Here is an 18,493-nt window from a genome sequence, read left to right as displayed (position 1 = left end):
CTGGTTCCTTCTCGATGTCAGATTACAAATGCAACAGCCGTTCAGCGTTGCCGTGGGCGATGAGGGCCTTGTCGGTGTCGCTGACAGGCAGGCGCTCGATGAAGGCCCGCGCGCCGTCCAGACTCTGATAGGGGTAGTCGACAGAGTACAGAATGCGCTCCGCTCCCATCAGTGCGTGTATGAACTGGAAGTGCGGCAGCGTGAGCATGCCGCTGGGCGATACGTACACATGCTCGCGATAGGTCTGCACGATTGGACGCTGGAGGCCGGAGGCTTCTTGCGGAATCGAGTCTTCCAGCCTTTGCAGGAAGAACGGCACCATCTCACCCCAATGGCCGCTGATAAGCTGCAGTCCGGGATAGCGGTCGAACACGCCTGCGAGCAGCATGCGAACAACCTGGATACCTGCTTCGTTGTGCCAGCCCCAGGCAAACATGGCAAGCCGTGCGCTGAGTTCGCGCTCGAAGCCGCCATAGTACGGCGCTTGCACGGCGGGCAGCGGCAGGCCGGGGTGGACATATAGCGGCACCTTCAGTTCGTCGAGAGCGGCGAGGACGGGCGCGTAGCGCGGATCGTCCAGGAAGGTGCCGCCGGGACGGCCATTGATGAGCGCACCTTTGAGGCCCAACTGTTTCACCGCCCGCTCCAGTTCGCGGGCGGCTGCCTCCGGCGCTTGCCAAGGCAGGGTGGCGAAGCCGGCGAAGCGGGCAGGATGGGCCTGCGCTGCCAGCGCCAGTCTGTCGTTGGCGGCACGATTCAGGTCGATGGATTGCGCGACAGGCAGCAACTGAGGAAAGCCGCCATAGGAGAGCACCTGCATGTCAATGCTTGCCGCGTCCATGTCGGCCAGGCGCGGTTCGCCCGTTTCCAAGGCTTTGCGGGCGGACTCGCTGGGTGCGATGACATGCGGACGGCTGGGATCGACAACTTGCCGACCATCGACCACGCGGCTGCCCCAGTCGGAAAGGTAGGGGGCCTCGGCGCGGACTAGGCCCTGCGTGGCCGCTCCGATGGCGGGATCGAGTACGTGCTCTTCGACGCAGATCAGTTTCACGATATTCTCTTTCTCGTGTCAGTGGCTGATCACGCCAATAAGGCGTCGCGCAGCGCTTCGCCCAGGCTCGCAGCGGACTGCGGATTCTGTCCGGTGATGAGGCGGCCATCGACGACCACGTTGTCGGCCCAGTTGGCGGCGTTCTGGTGGTGTGCGCCGCGTTCGTTAAGCGTGGACGCCAGCAGAAAAGGCACAACGTGCGTGGATTGCACTTCCTCTTCCTCGCCGTCGGTAAAGGCTGCCACTCGCTTGTTTGCCACCAGCAGGCTGCCATCGGCACGGCGCGCGTTGACCAGGGCCGCCGGGCCATGGCACACCGCCGAGACGATACCTCCTGCCGCATCGATTTCGCGAATGGCTTTTTGCGCGGCGACGCTGTCGGGGAAGTCCCACATCGTGCCGTGACCGCCCGCAAAGAAGATCGCCGAGTAGCGCGAAGGATCGACATCATCCAGGCACAGCGTGTGAGCGATGGCGTGGCGAAAATCGGCGTCGGCCCAATAGCGGGCAATGACCGGATCGTTCATGTCTTCCAGCCCATCCAGCGGTGCGGCGCCGCCCAAGGGCGAGGCGTACTCCACCTGAAGGCCTGCTGCTTGTAATTTTTCCAGCGGATGAGTAACTTCGGCCAGGTTAAAACCGGTCGGAATACCCGTCGCTCCCTTTACTGCATTGCTGGTGACGACGAAAAGGATCGGCTTGAGTTCAGAAGCTTGCTTGGTCATGATGGTGGATTCCTGTTTGAAGGGGCCATAAAGGCTTGGAGGCCTGCTTCGCAAGTCGTCGGGCATACAGACCGACGACTTGCAAGTGTCAGTTGTTGCCAGGCGCGAAGAGCGCTTCCCAGTGGAAAGGGCCAAGTGGGATGACGTCCCAGCCAATCAGCCCAGCCTTGGCCAGCGGAAACTCGCCCAAGACTTGCCTCGCGGCTTCAACCGATTCGCACTCGGCGATGATGGCGACGCCGGGGCGATCCTGGCGAAAATAGATGTCGCGCACGATACCGCCCTTGTACAACTGCCAGGTGTGACGGAGTTCGTCCAGCATATGTGGTTGGTATTTTTCCAGGCTAGCACCTGGCTGCGGGATGTCGAGGCAAAGCAGTTTCATATGAGGCTCCTTGGTCAAAAAAATGGGTCAAACGGCTTGAAGTCGGCGCACGGTCTCCGCCACGCGCTGCCCAAGGTAGGCAGCGGTGTCGAGGTCGCTCTTGATGGGGGTGTCATCCGGTCCTTGGTCGCCATTGGATTGCGCCATCGCGCCCAACCAGCTGCCCAGGCGATTGAGGTCATGCACGCTGCCACGACTGCTATCGTTGCCGGGCATCAGATCGAGCCCGACCCACAACATGCCGTGCTGGGCCGCAAACAGCGCCATGGAGATCAGCGAGTGCAGCTTGTCGCCGTTTTGCGCGCCCGAGTTGGTGAAACCGGCGGCCACCTTGTCACGCCATTTCATCTCGCTCCAGACCGGCTTGGTCGAGTCTTCGCAAAATTGCTTGAAGCGCGCGCTGGGAGCGCCGTTGTACGTCGGCGAACCGAAGACGATGGCATCGCTGGCCGCAAACACGTCCCAGGGGATAGCACCTTCCGCCACTGGAATCAGTCGTGCCTCGGCGTCTGCCACCCGGCGCACGCCCTCGGCTACGCTTTGCGCCTGCCTGGCGGTATGGCCCCAGCCGCTGTCGTAAACAATTGAAATCAGCATGTAGTTTTCCTGTTCAAAATTTTCTGGTTTGTCGCCCTGAATTCCCACTGCAGCAAGTAATCGTATGATAAAGTGGAAAAATACGATCCAATGTAGAAAGATATTCCAATGATGAAGGAACTGGATTCCCCAATAGCTTTGATGAGCGCGGTTCCCGAGCGGCAGGAACGTTTCGATGGGGTCACTGTGTTTTTGGAAGTGGTGCGCTTGGGCGGCTTCACCAGCGCGGCGGAGCACCTGGGGCTGACGCGCTCGGCGGTAGGCAAGGCGATGGCCCGGCTGGAGGCGCGTTTGGCTACCCGGCTGTTCCATCGCACGACGCGGGTACAGAGCCTGACCGACGAGGGCCAGATCTACTACGAGCACTGCGCTCGAGCGCAGGCTGAGCTGCAAGCGGCGGAGGCACAGATGGCGTCCGGCCGGCACGAAATGACGGGGCGGCTGCGCGTCTCCATGCCCGTGCTGTTCGGTCGCCACTGCATCGCACCCATCTTGCTGAATCTGGCGCGGCAGCATCCATCGCTTGACCTGCATTTGAGTTTCAGCGACCGTACTGTGGATGTGCTGGCTGAAGGCTTTGATCTCGCCATCCGCAGCGGCTTACTTGGGACCGAGAGCGAAGGCCTGCGGGCGCGCAAGCTGGGGGTGCAGCGCAAGCTGGTGTGCGCGTCGCCGGCCTACCTCGCTGCACATGGGCGTCCGCAGAGCACGACCGAACTGGCCGCGCATAGTATCTTGCTTTACCGCCGTGCCGATCGCATTAATGTCTGGCAGTTGCCCGATGCGACCGGCCGCATTGTGAATACGCCACTGAACTCCCGCCTGCAACTAGATGATCTGGAGGCCATTGCGGACGCAGCCACGGTTGGCCTGGGCCTAGCCTGGCTACCCGAATGGCTGGTCCGGGAGCGCCTGCGCAGGGGGCAATTGGTGAGCGTATTGGACGACCAACCCGGTGCCGCGGTGGACTGTTACGCCCTCTGGCCTAGTGTGGCTCACATGCCGTTGCGCTTGCGGCTGGCGGTGGATGCACTCGTTGAACAACTGCCGAAAAGCATGGATCCAATCGCCGACTAAACGCAAAAACGGCACTGCGTCAACGGGCAGTTGTCTGCCCGGAAGCGATTGGGAGGCATTGTCAATGGGTGCCGTTTACGCTATAAAGCTACCGTCGAAAGAGCGCAGACCAGATGGTAGCCCGGTCACCGTCCAACAGGGCGGCAGCTTTTCCCTTACAGGGTATCCGCGACACCTGCGCCGGCTTGCCGGTCGTCTAGGTGTGCCCGCTGGATTCCCGAAGTCTTTCGTCGGCACACCTTCTCATTTTTCAAACAAGAAGGATAGTCGACATGAACCTAACAGCAAACACCATTCTTATTACGGGCGGCGCCGCCGGCATCGGCTTGGCACTGGCACGGCAACTTTCCAAACGCGGCAATCGCGTCATCATCTGCGGCCGCAGCGAGGAAGCGTTGCTGAAAGCGCGAGCCCAGATGCCCGGCTTGGTCACCCGCGTCTGCGACATTACTGATCAAGCAAGTCGCCAGTCGATGGTGAGCTGGCTAAACACCGAATACCCCGGATTCAACATGGTCATCAACAACGCCGGAGTGCAATACCGCCGGTTGTTCGCAGAGGCGGACGCGCTGGAATGCCTCGAGCAAGAGGTGGCTACCAATTTCACCGCGCCGGTGCGGCTCATCGGCGAGTTATTGCCATTGCTGAAGAGGCAATCCCAAGCTGCGATCATCAACGTCACCTCAGGCCTGGCATTTGCGCCAATGGCCGATGTTCCCGTCTACTGTGCGACCAAGGCAGCGATGCATTCCTTCACGCTTACCCTGCGTCACCAGCTCAAAGCGACGAGCGTCAAGGTCGTGGAAATGGCGCCACCCATCGTTGACACCGGACTGGGTGGCGGAACCAGGAGCGGAGGTGTCGCCAGCCAGCAGATGATGTCCGCTGACGAGTTCGCTATCGACGCTCTTATCCAGTTAGAAAACGATCAGGACGAAGTGCTGGTCGGCTTGTCTGCAGGTGCGCGTAAGATGGGCGAAGCCTTGTTCGAGCGCATGAATGGTGCCTGACGGCCTTTCTCCCTACGCAGAAAGGCAGAAGCGGTGAACCATGGTGCCAGAAATTGGCACCATGGTGAACTAGACTGCGTTTTCCGACACAACAAAAGAGAACCATCCATGACTACTAATACGAAGGGCTCTGCTCAGCAAATCCCCGGGTTTTGCCTCGCTGAACCAGAGGGATATGGCCTGCCATGAAACGTATTCAATATAACAAGTACGGCGGCCCGGAGCTGATGCGGCTCGACGACTTCGAAGTGGCCACGCCGGGTAAAGGCGAAGTGGCCGTAAAGGTCAAATTTGCAGCCATCAACCCAATCGACTGGAAGCTACGCAACGGCCAGATGAAGATTGTTACGGGAAATGCCTTCCCCCGCGCGATGGGCATGGATTTCTCTGGGGTGGTGACCGCGATCGGTCCAGGCGTAACGCGCTTTCGTCCGGGGGATGCCGTGTTCGGTCTGGCCCGTTTCAAGGAGAGCGGCGCCCTGGGCCAGGCTGTGGTGACCAAAGAAGCCTTCTTGGCAAAGAAGTCCGACGAAGTTTCTTTCGAGGACGCGGCTTGCATCGGCACTCCGGGTATAACAGCCTGGAACGGTTTGGTAGATAAGGCGAAACTGAGCGCTGGCCAACACGTTTTCGTCAATGGCTGCGCTGGTGCAGTAGGCGAAGCGACCGTGCAGATAGCGCGTATGCTCGGAGCCTCGGTTGCAGGCAGCTGCAGCGCAGGGTCGATGGAAAGGATACGCTCGCTCGGCGTTCAAACCGTCTTTGACTATCGAGCCACCGATTTGTCGGCGATCAGTGAACGTTTCGATGTCGTGTACGACACAGCCGCCACGATGACCACCGAGATAGGACTCAGCCTGCTGAAAAAGGATGGCGTGTTCCTCGACCTCAATCCAACCCCGGGCAAGTTCATCCGTTCGATCTTTAACCGCCGACTGAAGCCGATTGTCGGCACACCGAGGCCCGACATTCTTGATAGCCTTGCCGATGCTGCAAGAAAAGGAAAATTTCGACTGCCGATCGCCAGAGTCGTACCTTTGGGGGACGCGATCCAATTGATCACCGAGCTTGAAGCGGGTCTTAAGCTCGGTGGAAAGTGCCTCGTCGTAATGGATTGAGCATGTCGCGAAGTCATCGGTTATTCGATCTTTTGCAAGTCCTTCGCCGGCACCGTGGAACGGTGTCCGGTGAAGTACTTGCACGCGAGGTTGGCGTATCGCTACGCACCATCCGTCGCGACATTGCGACACTGCAAGCATTAGGTGCTGATATCAATGGCGAGCCGGGTATCGGTTACATACTCCGACCAGGCTTCCTTCTGCCGCCGCTGTCCTTCACGGCAGAAGAAATTCATGCACTTGCGGCCGGCGCCCAATGGGTCAGCCGCCAAACGGATGATGCCCTGGCGCATGCCATGCTGAACGCGATTGCAAAAATCGATGCAGTGCTTCCGTCAGAAATGCGGCGAGCGCTGGATGACAATACGCTGTATATCAGCCGGCAAAGCGAAGATACGGGGGTTGATCTGGCGCGGGTTCGACAGATGCTACGCGAACAGCGCAAAATGCGCATCGTGTATAGAGAAGAAAACGGACCCGTGCTGGAGCAAACGATCTGGCCGATCATGCTCGGTTTCGTGGAGTCACGATGGTCCATTGCTGCCTGGTGCGAGTCGCTTGGCGATTTTCGTCGCTTTCGTGCCGACTGCATTGTGACGGTAGATTTTTTGGATGAGCACTATCCCGGCACTCGCCGGCAATTGGTCAAGGAATGGCAGGCTCAGGAAGGGCATCCCTGTAAGCGACGAAAAAACGCCTGCTAAATTTCATCGAGTCCGCCAATGGGCTGCTGGCATAACGCAAATTCGACCAGTGTTCACGCAACGTACGACTGCAGTTTCTTCAATGGCACATGCAAGAAGTCATCTTTGCTGAATACTTCCAATAAATAATTAATCACAGCGTGTACGCGCGGCGCCAACAATGCCCGATGCGGGTATTGAAGCAGCATTTCATAGCCGCCCGGATGATGACAGTCATTGAGTACGACTTTCAACGTTCCTGCGCGCAGATGAGGCCAGGCATGGTGAACGCCTACCTGAGCAATTCCGAGGCCTGACAAAGCTGCCTGCGCCAACGCTTCGGGGGCGGGCGCGTCACCGCTGATGCTTCCGGTTCGAATGTTTCAACGCTCCCGTCCGTGCTGCGAAATGACCATTTCGAATACGAACCGTTGAGGAAGCGCCTGTTGATGATCTGGTGCTGTTTCAAATCTCGAGGCGTGCGCGGCACACCATGACGTGCCAGATATGCAGGCGAGGCAAACAACGGATGCCGCATAGGGAATTCCTGACAAGGCACTTCGCAAATCCCGCGCAAATATCAAGATCCCCTGATATCCCTGCCGCCGCACAGTGTTTACCCTTGCGCTGAGTGACCGTTCAAAGGTGGCATCTTTCACGGGACCAGACATGGCGCCAAGCTTGCGCCAAGCTCCAATGCGATTTTTGAAGTCGCACAAAAAAATAATCACTCTTGCCGGCCTGGCTTTGTTACTGCACTAAGCATGGCGTTTTCCTCAGGCAATGCGGAGCCCTTGCTCACGGCCATTTGCTACCAGCCTCTCGCTTAATTTTCCGTTTTATTCACGTCATCAAGTAATCCATTACTGCAAATCACAGTCACTTTATATAAGACCAATCATGAATAGAACCTACCGCACCGTTTACAACGAAACGCTTGGCACCTGGGTTGCTGTCTCCGAAAACACCAAGGCGCGTGGCAAACGAAGCAGCACAAAAACTGCCACAGCAGTGGCTGCATCGCTTGTATTGGGCGGGACGGTGTTATCCGGCGTTGCGTACGCGGGTGGGGGAATCTATGTCAACGACAATGGCGACTCCACTTGCGCCCACGTTACAGATGGGGGAACTACGGGTGGAACAACTTCAAACTGCGATCGCAGTGCTGCAACGACGCAGACTAACCATGTTCTCTTTTACCAATCCGGCGCTAGCGCCGGAGAGTCTACAAATATTTCCGTTGGCGGGAAGATCAACGTGAATAGCACGGGATCTGTGATTAACGGATTGGACCTTGCAAACCAAAAACTGACAAGCGTGGCCGCGGGTACCGTGAACGGAGATGCCGTCAATGTCAGCCAGTTGAACTCCTTGTCCATCTCCACTTCGACTGGCCTGAGCACTGCAAGTAGTAATGTGACTTCGCTGTCGACCGGCCTAAGTACGACCAGAAGCAATGTGACTTCGCTATCGACCTCGGCGTCGACTGGTCTTAGCACAGCAACAAGCGGTATCAACTCGCTGTCCACCTCCGCATCCACTGGTATCAGCATTACTCAAAGCGGAGTTGCATCGCTGTCGACAGGTCTCAGCACGACGATCAATTCACTCTCAACTGGGATTACTACCGGGGCACTCACCGTAACTGGCTCGGCCACCACCAACGGCATCAATAACAGCGGTCAGAAAATTACGAATCTGGCGGCAGGTACTACAAGCACAGATGCAGTGAATGTCGGTCAATTGGCATCCTTATCGACGTCGACCTTGTCCAGCATTGCGTCGCTGTCGACCTCGACTTCGACCGGCTTAAGCACGACAAATAGCAATGTAAGTTCATTGTCGAGCTCCACCGCAACTGGCTTGTCGACCAATACCAGCAGCATCAATTCACTGTCGATCGGCCTCTCGAGCAATATGTCGAACGTCACGTCACTGTCCACCGGCCTGTCGACGACCAACAGCAACGCGACATCGTTGTCTACCTCGGCTTCGACCGGTATTGCTTCCCTGTCGACCGGGCTTTCATCCTTGTCGACCAGTTTTAGCCAGGTGACTTCGCTCTCCTCAGGCTTGCAGGGCATCGCTACCGATGCAGCCTCTTTGTCGACATCGCTGAAACCATTGGTAGATGGGGCAAGTGCCGCCGCCGGCAAGGGCGCAACCATCGGCGCAACGACCATAGGCGGCGCTAATAGCGATGGTACGGTGCAGACGCGCGGCACAAGCGGCACGGTCATCGGGAATGTAAACGCCGCTACTTGCACCAGTGTTAATGGCGTGGACGCCACTGGTTCTGGACTGTGCGCTCAGGCGACCAAGGATGGCGCAACGGCTCTTGGCTCGAATGCACGGGCGACCGGCACCAACGCCACGGCAGTGGGCTTCCGGGCCCTGGCTTCGCAAGCCGGCTCGGTGGCAATTGGCTACAACGCGCGGGCGACGGGCGATCCGACGGTAGCGCTGGGTAACAATGCGCTGGCCTCGGGCAATGACGCGGTGGCACTGGGCGCCGGAACACAGGCGACGGGCAACAACTCGGTGGCGCTGGGCGCGAATTCGATCGCAGATCAGGCTAATACGGTGTCGGTTGGCTCTCCGGGCAGTGAGCGCCGCATCACGAATGTTGCTGCCGGCGTCAATTCGACTGATGCGGTCAACGTTTCGCAGTTGCGGCAGGTCACATCGCAAGTCGGCGATGTCCAGCGCCTGGCCTATAGCGGGGTGGCGATGGCCGGAGCACTTGCCGCTCTACCGCAAGTAGAGGCGGACAAGACCTTCTCGCTGGGCGCAGGCATTGGAAGTTACGCTGGTTATACAGCGCTGGCAATCGGCGCCAGCGCTCATGTGAGGCGCGATACAGTTGCTAAATTCGGAATCAGCACCATTTCCGGCAGCCATACCTTGATCAATGCAGGGGTAGGCTACTCGTGGTAAGAATGGACGGAAGGCAGATGGGCTTAGGGCCCGTCAACAATTAAGAGCAAGTAGGGATAATCACAGTCATCTGTATTAATCGGTAAAAATAGAACCGTATTTTTTCAACGTCTTCGTTCAGCAGCTTAGCCAGCTCTGAAGCGCTGACACCAGTCATCAACTGCGCCGTGCTGCGATCCAGGAATCGTTGTAGTACATAGTTATCCATCACCTGGTCCTTCAGATTTAAGGTAAAACGCGTATCGGCATGCGGCAATAGTTTTTTCATGCCGCGATGTTCAAAAACGGACAGCAGGGGTGGTTTTTGAGATGAGATTTCGTCCTGCGACGAGATATTGCCTGTATTGTCCAGATCATTTAGATCCAGCTGAAAATCTCTACGCAGCGGCGAGGTATGAGCCGACAGATAACGAAATGTACCGGTGGAGGAGGAAAACAATTTGGCCATCACGGCTTTTACCTGCTCTGGACAACTGAAATTGTCCGCATTTATTTGCAGAGCGGTTAATGCTTGTTCTGAAACGTGCAAACAATACTGATTGCCATCTCCCGCATCGATGTGAATGATGCCGGAGCGATACTCTCTAAGACTGGTAAGTACAGCATGTAACGAAAAATCCGACAGACGTCCCCAAATGGCCATTCCGACTCCGAAAATAGAAAAACATACAGACACAATTTTCTGAAATTTGAGCCGCTATGGTTCGGGGTGAAGCAATGGGTCGGATTCCGAAGAGGGGACGACCATATTTGTTGGATTGGTGCCAGTGCCGGTCGGAGTGGTGCGAATGCCCACATCGCTTGAAGTATTGCTTATGTCTGTTTTCATTGTTCGTGCATCTCCACCGTCGCACGCACTTAGTATCAAACCGGTGAAGATCGTTATGTAAAGCTGCCTCATCAGATCTGGCATGGATTTCCCGAAAAAACAAAATGTCCGAAAGAGCAGTATTTTCCTCGTCGGTAGAGGCTTATATTATTTTGTAGCAGCAAGAATCTACGGATTTTCTGAACTGCCTAAGCTATTCGGATGATCATCGCGTCATAGTCAGGATAATGAGATCTCGAACAGATAGATATCAGGAGATTCCGACTCTGATGTAGGAATGTTCCTCTACTTGCCGCTCTGCCCATTCCCGACCTGATCAACCGCGCGGTCAAGTGGTATTCCAGTTCCTCGATAGCTCGCGACAACGGCGCTGCTCGATGTGCAGGCGCCCAGCGGCATGGGTGAAGCGTAACTCTTCAGCGGCGGCGACAAAGCAGCGCAGGCGGCGAAATCCCATACGCTTTCCTTCGATTGCGTTAGCGCGTACTGCACTATCTAATTGCTGCCACTTCGGATTCCTGGGGTTGCCAACCTCCGCCGAGCGCCTTGAACGCCGCGACTGCAGCGCGAGCGGATTCGGTTTGCGCTTGCGCTCGCATATCGGAGGCACGTAGCAAATTCTCGTCGGCTTGCAGGACTTCGATAAGGCTGACGACCCCTTTCTGATATGCCGCAAACGAGGCCCCCCTCGCTCGATTGAGTGAATCCACACCCTGAACGAGTATGCCTGCCTGATCCTCGCGTTTTACCAAGGCCGAGAACGCATTTTCCACGTCTTCGGTAGCACGCAGCACGGCGAGTCGATAACCGGCCAGCGCCTCGGCTTCCTGGCCTTTGGCTAGGTCAATCTGCGCGTTGATGCGGCCGAAGTCGAACAGACGCCAGCGAAGGCCCAGCACGCCGGCGGCTTGACTTGCGCCGCCGGTGAACAGGTTGCCGCTAGATAAAGATGTCGCGCTGCCGATCAGTCCGCTAAAGGAGAGCTTGGGGTAATACTCGGCGATTGCCATGCCGATGCGAGCGTTCGACGCAGCCAGACGGCGTTCAGCCACGATCAGATCGGGCCGACGCCTGAGCAAATCACCTGGCGATCCGGTTGACGCAATCTGTGGGGCGACCGGAATAACGCTAGCATTTGCCAGCTCCTTCCGGTGTGTACCGGGCGATGTGCCCAGCATCACGTCCAGCGCATTCATGGCTGTATCCAGCCCTGCTTCGAGGACCGGTACCGATGCCCGCACCTGGGCGAGCGCCCCCTCGACCTGCCGCACTTGAAGTTCGGCGGCCAATCCCTTGCCATAAAGCAGATTGATCGTTGAGAGCAGTTCCTGTTGCGTCTGTACCTGCCTGCGAGCAACGTCTAGGCGAGTTTGCAGTCCACGTATACTGATGTAGATGTCAGCTGTCTGCGCCGCCACCGCCAATCGTGTCGCCGCCGCGCCGGCCTCCGAAGCCTGATACTCGGCCAGTGCTGCCTCCCGTCCGCGACGCACGCCACCGAATACGTCCAGCTCCCAGCTGGCGCCGAGGTTGGCCTCATAGGCGTTGCCGTAACGATCAAAATTGGGCCTTGAATTCAAGACTTGCCCCAATGGCGTTTCAACCGATTGATAGGCTCGCGCCCCCTGGGCATTGATGTTGCCGGAAGGTAGCAGCGCGGCATTCGCGGCCCCGAGTCCTGCGCGCGCCTGAGCGACGCGCGCGGATGCTTGCGCAAGATCCAAATTCTGCTCCAGCGCAAGCGTTACGAAGTGGCTCAATTGTGGATCGCCAAAGCTTCCCCACCACACGGTGAAATCGGCGGTGACGTTGGCATGCCGTTGCTCAACTGCCGTTTGACCAAGGTAGTGATCTGGCATGGGCGTGTCAGGCCGAATGTAATCTGGCCCGACAGCGCAACCCGCTGAAAGACTGGCGATGACTAACATGAAGAGAGTGGGTTTAAATAGCATAGGTATCTTCCGCGACGTAAAAGGGAAAAATTGTGCAGTGACTATATCATGAAATCGTCACTCGTTGTGCAAATCGAACAGAAGAGGTAAGCTGTTGAATATGAGCAAAGCAACCACTTATCCGGGCGCAGCCCGAGGCCCAGTCGATCACGAAGTGCGAGATCAAATTGTTGTCGCGGCTACCGAGCACTTCCGCCTGTACGGCTACGAAAAGACCACCGTCTCTGATCTTGCCAAGGCTATAGGCTTTTCCAAAGCCTATATTTACAAGTTCTTCGAGTCCAAGCAGGCCATTGGCGAACTGATTTGCGCAAATTGCCTGCACGAGATCGAAACGGATGTCAGAACAGCCGTCGACGGAGTCGACCGCCCACCAGAGAAACTTCGACGCATGTTCAAGACGGGCGTCGAGTCAAGCGTTCGCCTGTTTTTTGAAGATCGCAAGCTCTATGACATTGCAGCCTCAGCCGCCACCGAACATTGGGAGGCGGTACGTACCTATGAGGAACGCGTCAAGGCAATGTTGCAGGACATTCTGCGCCAGGGGCGCGAGACAGAGGAGTTTGAGCGCAAAACGCCGCTCGATGAAACGGCGACGGCGATTTACTTGATCATTCGCCCCTATCTCAATCCGCTGCTTTTGCAGCATAGCTTTGATTCGGCGGATGATGCTCCGGCGCAACTATCTAATCTGGTGTTGCGTAGTTTATCCCCATAAATGCCAAATATTGCTGTGACCATTGACATAATTAGTCACTAGTCTCAAAATAGAAATCCTGTTTAGCTCTTTATGGGATTTCTATGCTCCGCCGCCTCGTTTTCTCTGCCGCCCTATCTACATTGCCGTTTGCACTGGTCGCTTGTGGCGAAAAACCGCAAGCCGATCCACGTACCGAAGCGCCGTTGGTACGTGCGGCTACCATTCAGGGCGCGGTCGCCGCATCACGTACGTTCACCGGAACCGTAGCCGCTCGGATACAAAGCGATCTTGGTTTCCGGGTCTCTGGCAAGGTATTGGAGCGGCTTGTGGACGCGGGACAAACCGTTAAGCGTGGGCAACCGCTCATGCGCATCGACCCTGTCGATCTGAAGCTTGCCGCGCATGCTCAGCAGGAAGCGGTCGCCGCGGCGCGAGCGCGGGCGCAGCAAACGGCGGACGATGAAGCCCGCTACCGCGACCTGCGCGGAACAGGCGCGATATCGGCTTCAGCCTACGACCAAGTCAAGGCTGCGGCAGATACTGCCAAAGCCCAACTCAATGCAACCGAAGCCCAAGCCGAAGTTGCTCGCAACGCGAGCCGATACACGGAGCTGGCGGCAGATTCCGATGGCATCATCATGGAAACGCTGGTCGAACCCGGCCAAGTCGTCAACGCGGGCCAAATCGTGGTGCGTGTGGCCCATGCTGGACACCGCGAGGCCATCATCCAATTGCCGGAAACCTTGCGCCCTGCCATCGGTTCAGTCGGCCAAGCCACGCTCTTTGGCAAAGAGGGCGTTACCGTTCCAACCAAACTCAGGCAGCTCTCGGATGCCGCAGACCGACTAACCCGCACCTTCGAGGCGCGGTATGTGCTGGATGGGGAGATGTCCAGCGCCCCATTAGGCACAACGGTCACCGTTCAGATTCCGGACGCACGTCCTGCCGAGCAAGGCGGCTTGTGGGTACCGATTGGCTCGCTGTTCGACGCGGGCAAGGGGGCGGGAGTCTGGGTCATCGAAGGCAAGCCGACAAAGGTTTCCTGGCGGGCGGTCGCGGTCCAGCGACTGGACGACGACGGCGCGCACATTGCAGGTCAACTCAAGCCAGGTGACCGGATAGTCGCACTCGGCACTCATCTGCTGCACGAAGGCGAGCAGGTCCGGGTGGCTGACCAGGCTACCGCTGCAACCGTGGGAGTGCGGCCATGAGCGAAGGTCGCTTCAACCTGTCGGCGCTCGCCGTGCGCGAGCGCTCCGTCACCTTGTTTCTGATCTGCCTGATCTCGTTGGCCGGGCTCATCTCCTTCTTCAAACTTGGACGGGCGGAAGACCCCGCGTTCACGGTCAAAGTGATGACCATCGTTACTGCTTGGCCAGGCGCCACTGCACAGGAAATGCAGGACCAAGTCGCCGAGAAGATCGAAAAGCGCATGCAGGAGCTGCGCTGGTATGAACGTACCGAGACCTACACAAGACCTGGCTTGGCCTTCACCACCTTGACCTTGCTCGACAGTACGCCGCCTTCGGAGGTCCAGGGAGAGTTTTACCAAGCCCGAAAGAAAGTCAGCGATGAGGCAAACAACCTTCCGCCTGGCGTGATCGGACCGATGATCAACGACGAATACGCGGACGTCACTTTTGCCCTATTCGCACTCAAGGCCAAGGGCGAACCACAGCGCCTACTTGTACGCGACGCGGAGACGCTGCGTCAACGGCTGCTGCACGTACCAGGCGTAAAGAAGGTCAACATCGTCGGCGAGCAGTCCGAGCGCATTTATGTCGAGTTTTCGCATGAGCGCCTGGCAACGCTGGGCGTCAGCCCACAGGAAGTATTCGCCGCACTCAATAATCAGAACGCGCTAACGCCGGCCGGCTCCGTGGAAACCAAGGGACCGCAGGTGTTTATTCGCCTGGACGGCGCTTTCGACGAATTGCAAAAGATCCGCGATACGCCGGTCGTGGCGCAAGGTCGCACATTGAAATTGTCGGACATCGCTACGATCAAGCGTGGTTATGAGGACCCGGCGACTTTCATGATCCGCAACGGCGGCGAACCTGCGCTGCTGTTGGGCATCGTCATGCGCGATGGCTGGAACGGATTAGACTTGGGCAAGGCGCTGGATAAAGAGGTCGGTGCGATCAACGCCGACATGCCGCAGGGCATGGGCCTGTCCAAGGTCACAGACCAAGCCGTCAATATCAGCTCGGCGGTCGATGAGTTCATGATCAAGTTCTTCGCCGCGCTGCTGGTGGTCATGCTGGTGTGTTTCGTGAGCATGGGCTGGCGTGTGGGTATCGTAGTTGCTGCGGCGGTGCCGTTGACGCTGGCGGCAGTCTTCATTGTGATGGCCGCAACCGGAAAGAACTTCGACCGCATCACGCTGGGTTCGCTGATCCTGGGGCTGGGCCTGCTTGTGGACGACGCCATCATCGCCATCGAAATGATGGTGGTAAAGATGGAAGAAGGCTACGACCGTATCGCCGCGTCTGCCTATGCATGGAGCCATACTGCCGCGCCAATGCTCTCCGGCACGCTGGTCACGGCCGTCGGCTTCATGCCCAATGGCTTCGCTCGTTCCACTGCGGGCGAATACACCAGCAATATGTTCTGGATTGTCGGCATCGCACTGATCGCGTCTTGGGTGGTCGCCGTGGTCTTTACACCTTACCTTGGTGTCAAGCTACTACCCAATCTAAAAAAAGTCGAAGGCGGCCACGACGCACTCTACGATACATCGCGTTATAACCGCTTCCGCCAAGTATTGGCGCGCGTTATCGCACGCAAGTGGCTGGTCGCCGGCACTGTAGTGGGCCTTTTCGTTGTGGCAGTGTTAGGCATGGCAGTGGTCAAGAAGCAATTCTTCCCGATCTCCGACCGCCCCGAAGTGCTGGTCGAGGTGCAGATGCCCTACGGCACCTCGATCGGCCAGACCAGCGCCGCCACAGAGAAGGTGGAAGCATGGTTGGCTAAACAGCCGGAAGCGAAGATCGTCACGGCCTATGTTGGTCAAGGCGCGCCGCGCTTCTACTTGGCAATGGGACCAGAACTGCCTGATCCGTCGTTTGCCAAGATCGTGATCCGCACAGACAACCAGGATGAGCGCGAGGTATTGAAAAACCGGTTACGCAAGGCAATCGCCGACGGCCTCGCTTCTGAGGCGCGCGTGCGTGTCACCCAGCTCGTATTCGGCCCTTACTCGCCGTTCCCGGTCGCCTACCGGGTCACTGGCCCGGACCAGGACAAGCTACGCAGTATCGCGGCTGAAGTGCAACGGGCCATGGATGCCAGTCCGATGATGCGCACAGTCAACGCTGACTGGGGCACCCGTACGCCTATGCTGCACTTCACCTTACAGCAGGATCGTTTGCAGGCTGTTGGGCTGACCTCCAGCGCCGTGGCGCAACAACTGCAATTCTTGCTGAGCGGTGTGCCTGTCACCACCGTACGTGAGGACATTCGCACGGTGCAAGTCACGGCCCGTTCGGCTGGCGACAGCCGACTCGACCTGGCCAAGATCACGGACTTCACGCTGGCCGGCGCCAATGGGCAACGCATCCCGCTGTCGCAGGTGGGTAAGGTCGACGTGCGCATGGAAGAACCAATCATGCGCCGTCGCGACCGAATGCCGACGATCACCGTACGGGGCGACATTGCCGATGGCTTGCAGCCGCCGGATGTGTCGGCAGCCATCACCCAGCGGCTCCAGCCCATCATGGACAAACTGCCTGGCGGCTACCACATCGAGCAGGCCGGCTCCATCGAAGAGTCAGGAAAAGCGACGAAAGCAATGCTGCCGCTATTCCCCATCATGCTGGCAGTAACCCTACTCATCATCATATTCCAGGTGCGCTCGATCTCCGCAATGGTCATGGTCTTCCTGACCAGTCCACTTGGCCTGATCGGCGTGGTGCCAACCTTGATTCTGTTCCAGCAGCCATTCGGCATCAATGCGCTGGTCGGCCTGATTGCACTGTCGGGCATCCTGATGCGCAACACGCTGATTCTGATCGGGCAAATCCGCCACAACGAACAGGCGGGATTGAGTCCATTCCATGCGGTTGTCGAGGCAACCGTGCAGCGTTCCCGACCAGTGGTCTTGACCGCATTGGCGGCGATCCTGGCCTTCATCCCGCTTACTCACTCGGTGTTCTGGGGCACGCTCGCTTACACGTTGATCGGCGGCACATTGGCAGGGACGATTCTGACGCTCGTGTTCTTGCCGGCGATGTATTCCATCTGGTTCAAGATCAGGCCAGTCCCATCGCAAAGCTGATTTGCCATTCATCCCAATTCACCCATACAAAAAGGAACTGCAATGTCGAATTCTGAAGTTGTCGTTGTTACCGGCGTGTCATCAGGCATCGGGCGAGTCACAGCCGAGAAGTTTGCCAAGCGTGGTTGCCGAGTATTCGGCACCGTACGCAATACTGCAAAAGCACAGTCAATACCCGGTGTTGTTCTGGTCGAAATGGATATCCGTGACGAAGCGTCAGTGCAACATGGAATCCGGACCATCATCGCTCAGGCCGGACGCATCGATGTACTCGTCAATAGTGCGGGCGTGACCCTGCTCGGGGCGACTGAAGAAACGTCGATTCCAGAAGCCCAGTCGCTGTTCGATACCAACGTCTTTGGCATTTTGCGCACAACACAAGCGGTACTGCCGCACATGCGCGAGCAACGTTCGGGAAGAATCGTCAACATCAGCTCAGTGCTGGGCTTCCTGCCGGCTCCGTACATGGGGCTCTATTCAGCATCCAAGCATGCTGTTGAGGGAATGTCTGAGACCTTGGATCATGAGGTGCGCAAATTCGGAATCCGCGTGGCGCTTGTCGAGCCTTCCTTCACCAAGACCAGTCTGGATCTCAATGCACCTCATGCAGTTTCCCAACTTTCAGCCTATGACGATGAGCGCGACGACGTGTTCCGCGCAATTGAAAAAAATGTCAAAGGCGCACCTGAGCCAGATGGTGTCGCGACCGCGATTGTCGATGCCGCTTTGGGTGCTTGGAGAATGCGGCACACTCCGAAAGGCCAGGCCTCACTTCTGAGAAAATTGCGCCGTTTCATGCCTGCCGGCCCCGTCGATGCAAGCCTGAGGAAAACATTTGGACTCGCCTGAAATCGGTTCCCTGCTTTCGCATCAAGGCCCGAACTCAACCGGCTTTGCTCCGCCGAACCTGGCATACCTCATTATCGGAATTATTTTATGACCGTAACACCGACCATTGATTGGAGCACCCAGCAAGAATCTTCGCGGCAACATTCGCCTTGATCAGAGTCTGAAAATTTAGTTAAATCATTCACCAACAATCTTCATACAAAACCAACGTGCTCATCGCCCTCTACGCCGTCACAATCATCAATCAAACAAAGCTTGACGGCGGGCTTTTTTCGGATCGCACCGTCTCTAAAAGACCTCC

16 protein-coding genes are annotated in these 18,493 nt (G+C 57.5%); 9 read left to right on the top strand and 7 right to left on the bottom strand.

Going from position 1 to position 18,493, the window contains the following annotated elements:
• Positions 1-22: 22 nt before the first annotated feature.
• The 4 genes from BM062_RS22170 to BM062_RS22155 all read right to left on the bottom strand — a co-directional run bounded on the left by BM062_RS22170 (position 23) and on the right by BM062_RS22155 (position 2,761).
• On the bottom strand, positions 23-1,054 hold the full coding sequence (locus tag BM062_RS22170; protein ID WP_092401037.1) for an amidohydrolase family protein: 1,032 nt from the start codon (positions 1,052-1,054) through the stop codon (positions 23-25).
• A gap of 29 nt (positions 1,055-1,083) precedes the next feature.
• Complete coding sequence (locus tag BM062_RS22165) at positions 1,084-1,779, bottom strand: type 1 glutamine amidotransferase domain-containing protein (RefSeq protein ID WP_092401034.1); 696 nt, start codon at positions 1,777-1,779, stop codon at positions 1,084-1,086.
• Between the two features lie 88 nt (positions 1,780-1,867).
• Positions 1,868-2,164: a superoxide dismutase gene (locus tag BM062_RS22160; RefSeq protein ID WP_092401031.1), complete on the bottom strand. Its 297-nt coding sequence runs from the start codon at positions 2,162-2,164 to the stop codon at positions 1,868-1,870.
• 27 nt (positions 2,165-2,191) lie between these two features.
• Positions 2,192-2,761 (bottom strand): flavodoxin family protein, encoded by a 570-nt coding sequence (locus BM062_RS22155; RefSeq protein ID WP_092401028.1) that lies wholly within the window; start codon positions 2,759-2,761, stop codon positions 2,192-2,194.
• A gap of 108 nt (positions 2,762-2,869) precedes the next feature.
• Between BM062_RS22155 and BM062_RS22150 the strand changes: the two genes are divergently transcribed.
• The 4 genes from BM062_RS22150 (at position 2,870) to BM062_RS22135 (ending at position 6,670) form a co-directional block, all read left to right on the top strand.
• Positions 2,870-3,838, top strand: coding sequence for a LysR family transcriptional regulator (locus BM062_RS22150; protein WP_217647634.1), 969 nt, complete (start codon positions 2,870-2,872; stop codon positions 3,836-3,838).
• A gap of 272 nt (positions 3,839-4,110) precedes the next feature.
• Positions 4,111-4,848, top strand: coding sequence for an SDR family oxidoreductase (locus BM062_RS22145; protein ID WP_092401025.1), 738 nt, complete (start codon positions 4,111-4,113; stop codon positions 4,846-4,848).
• Positions 4,849-5,033: 185 nt separating this feature from the next.
• Positions 5,034-5,966 (top strand): NAD(P)-dependent alcohol dehydrogenase, encoded by a 933-nt coding sequence (locus BM062_RS22140; protein WP_092401021.1) that lies wholly within the window; start codon positions 5,034-5,036, stop codon positions 5,964-5,966.
• Between the two features lie 2 nt (positions 5,967-5,968).
• Positions 5,969-6,670: a helix-turn-helix transcriptional regulator gene (locus tag BM062_RS22135; protein ID WP_092401018.1), complete on the top strand. Its 702-nt coding sequence runs from the start codon at positions 5,969-5,971 to the stop codon at positions 6,668-6,670.
• 53 nt (positions 6,671-6,723) lie between these two features.
• Here BM062_RS22135 and BM062_RS26035 read toward each other — a convergent pair whose 3' ends face one another.
• A complete protein-coding gene (locus tag BM062_RS26035; protein WP_254785212.1) occupies positions 6,724-6,969 on the bottom strand; it encodes a type 2 periplasmic-binding domain-containing protein in 246 nt (81 codons plus the stop codon).
• 580 nt (positions 6,970-7,549) lie between these two features.
• Here BM062_RS26035 and BM062_RS22125 point away from each other — a divergent pair.
• Positions 7,550-9,586, top strand: a complete 2,037-nt coding sequence (locus BM062_RS22125; protein ID WP_092401061.1) for a YadA family autotransporter adhesin — start codon at positions 7,550-7,552, stop codon at positions 9,584-9,586.
• Positions 9,587-9,626: 40 nt separating this feature from the next.
• On the opposite strand, the gene BM062_RS22120 is transcribed toward BM062_RS22125, so the two are convergent.
• On the bottom strand, positions 9,627-10,229 hold the full coding sequence (locus tag BM062_RS22120; protein ID WP_092401015.1) for a DUF4388 domain-containing protein: 603 nt from the start codon (positions 10,227-10,229) through the stop codon (positions 9,627-9,629).
• Between the two features lie 677 nt (positions 10,230-10,906).
• Entirely contained in the window at positions 10,907-12,367 is a 1,461-nt protein-coding gene (locus BM062_RS22115) for an efflux transporter outer membrane subunit (protein ID WP_092401012.1), read from the bottom strand.
• A gap of 100 nt (positions 12,368-12,467) precedes the next feature.
• Here BM062_RS22115 and BM062_RS22110 point away from each other — a divergent pair, with 100 nt between their 5' ends.
• The 4 genes from BM062_RS22110 to BM062_RS22095 all read left to right on the top strand — a co-directional run bounded on the left by BM062_RS22110 (position 12,468) and on the right by BM062_RS22095 (position 18,192).
• A complete protein-coding gene (locus tag BM062_RS22110) occupies positions 12,468-13,085 on the top strand; it encodes a TetR/AcrR family transcriptional regulator (protein ID WP_092401008.1) in 618 nt (205 codons plus the stop codon).
• Between the two features lie 83 nt (positions 13,086-13,168).
• The gene (locus tag BM062_RS22105; RefSeq protein ID WP_092401005.1) at positions 13,169-14,278 is read left to right on the top strand and encodes an efflux RND transporter periplasmic adaptor subunit; all 1,110 of its coding nucleotides are present in this window, start codon (positions 13,169-13,171) and stop codon (positions 14,276-14,278) included.
• On the top strand, positions 14,275-17,343 hold the full coding sequence (locus BM062_RS22100) for an efflux RND transporter permease subunit (protein WP_092401002.1): 3,069 nt from the start codon (positions 14,275-14,277) through the stop codon (positions 17,341-17,343). The genes BM062_RS22105 and BM062_RS22100 overlap by 4 nt, the downstream gene beginning before the upstream one ends.
• A 42-nt stretch (positions 17,344-17,385) precedes the next feature.
• Positions 17,386-18,192, top strand: a complete 807-nt coding sequence (locus BM062_RS22095; protein ID WP_092400999.1) for an oxidoreductase — start codon at positions 17,386-17,388, stop codon at positions 18,190-18,192.
• The last annotated feature ends 301 nt before the right edge of the window (positions 18,193-18,493 follow it).

This window comes from Collimonas sp. OK412, assembly GCF_900112135.1.
Classification (GTDB): domain Bacteria; phylum Pseudomonadota; class Gammaproteobacteria; order Burkholderiales; family Burkholderiaceae_D; genus Collimonas; species Collimonas rhizosphaerae.
Note: the sequence above shows the minus strand (reverse complement) of the source record. Positions and strands in the feature narration are given on the sequence as shown.

What these genes read in the sequence shown, in the direction of transcription:
- BM062_RS22105 (WP_092401005.1), top strand. Translation starts at nt 13,169, where the DNA reads ATGCTCCGCCGCCTCGTTTTCTCTGCCGCCCTATCTACATTGCCGTTT.
- BM062_RS22125 (WP_092401061.1), top strand. Translation starts at nt 7,550, where the DNA reads ATGAATAGAACCTACCGCACCGTTTACAACGAAACGCTTGGCACCTGG.
- BM062_RS22155 (WP_092401028.1), bottom strand. Translation starts at nt 2,761, where the DNA reads ATGCTGATTTCAATTGTTTACGACAGCGGCTGGGGCCATACCGCCAGG.
- BM062_RS22115 (WP_092401012.1), bottom strand. Translation starts at nt 12,367, where the DNA reads ATGCTATTTAAACCCACTCTCTTCATGTTAGTCATCGCCAGTCTTTCA.
- BM062_RS22160 (WP_092401031.1), bottom strand. Translation starts at nt 2,164, where the DNA reads ATGAAACTGCTTTGCCTCGACATCCCGCAGCCAGGTGCTAGCCTGGAA.
- BM062_RS22150 (WP_217647634.1), top strand. Translation starts at nt 2,870, where the DNA reads ATGATGAAGGAACTGGATTCCCCAATAGCTTTGATGAGCGCGGTTCCC.
- BM062_RS22100 (WP_092401002.1), top strand. Translation starts at nt 14,275, where the DNA reads ATGAGCGAAGGTCGCTTCAACCTGTCGGCGCTCGCCGTGCGCGAGCGC.
- BM062_RS22120 (WP_092401015.1), bottom strand. Translation starts at nt 10,229, where the DNA reads ATGGCCATTTGGGGACGTCTGTCGGATTTTTCGTTACATGCTGTACTT.
- BM062_RS22095 (WP_092400999.1), top strand. Translation starts at nt 17,386, where the DNA reads ATGTCGAATTCTGAAGTTGTCGTTGTTACCGGCGTGTCATCAGGCATC.
- BM062_RS22140 (WP_092401021.1), top strand. Translation starts at nt 5,034, where the DNA reads ATGAAACGTATTCAATATAACAAGTACGGCGGCCCGGAGCTGATGCGG.
- BM062_RS22165 (WP_092401034.1), bottom strand. Translation starts at nt 1,779, where the DNA reads ATGACCAAGCAAGCTTCTGAACTCAAGCCGATCCTTTTCGTCGTCACC.
- BM062_RS22110 (WP_092401008.1), top strand. Translation starts at nt 12,468, where the DNA reads ATGAGCAAAGCAACCACTTATCCGGGCGCAGCCCGAGGCCCAGTCGAT.
- BM062_RS22135 (WP_092401018.1), top strand. Translation starts at nt 5,969, where the DNA reads ATGTCGCGAAGTCATCGGTTATTCGATCTTTTGCAAGTCCTTCGCCGG.
- BM062_RS22145 (WP_092401025.1), top strand. Translation starts at nt 4,111, where the DNA reads ATGAACCTAACAGCAAACACCATTCTTATTACGGGCGGCGCCGCCGGC.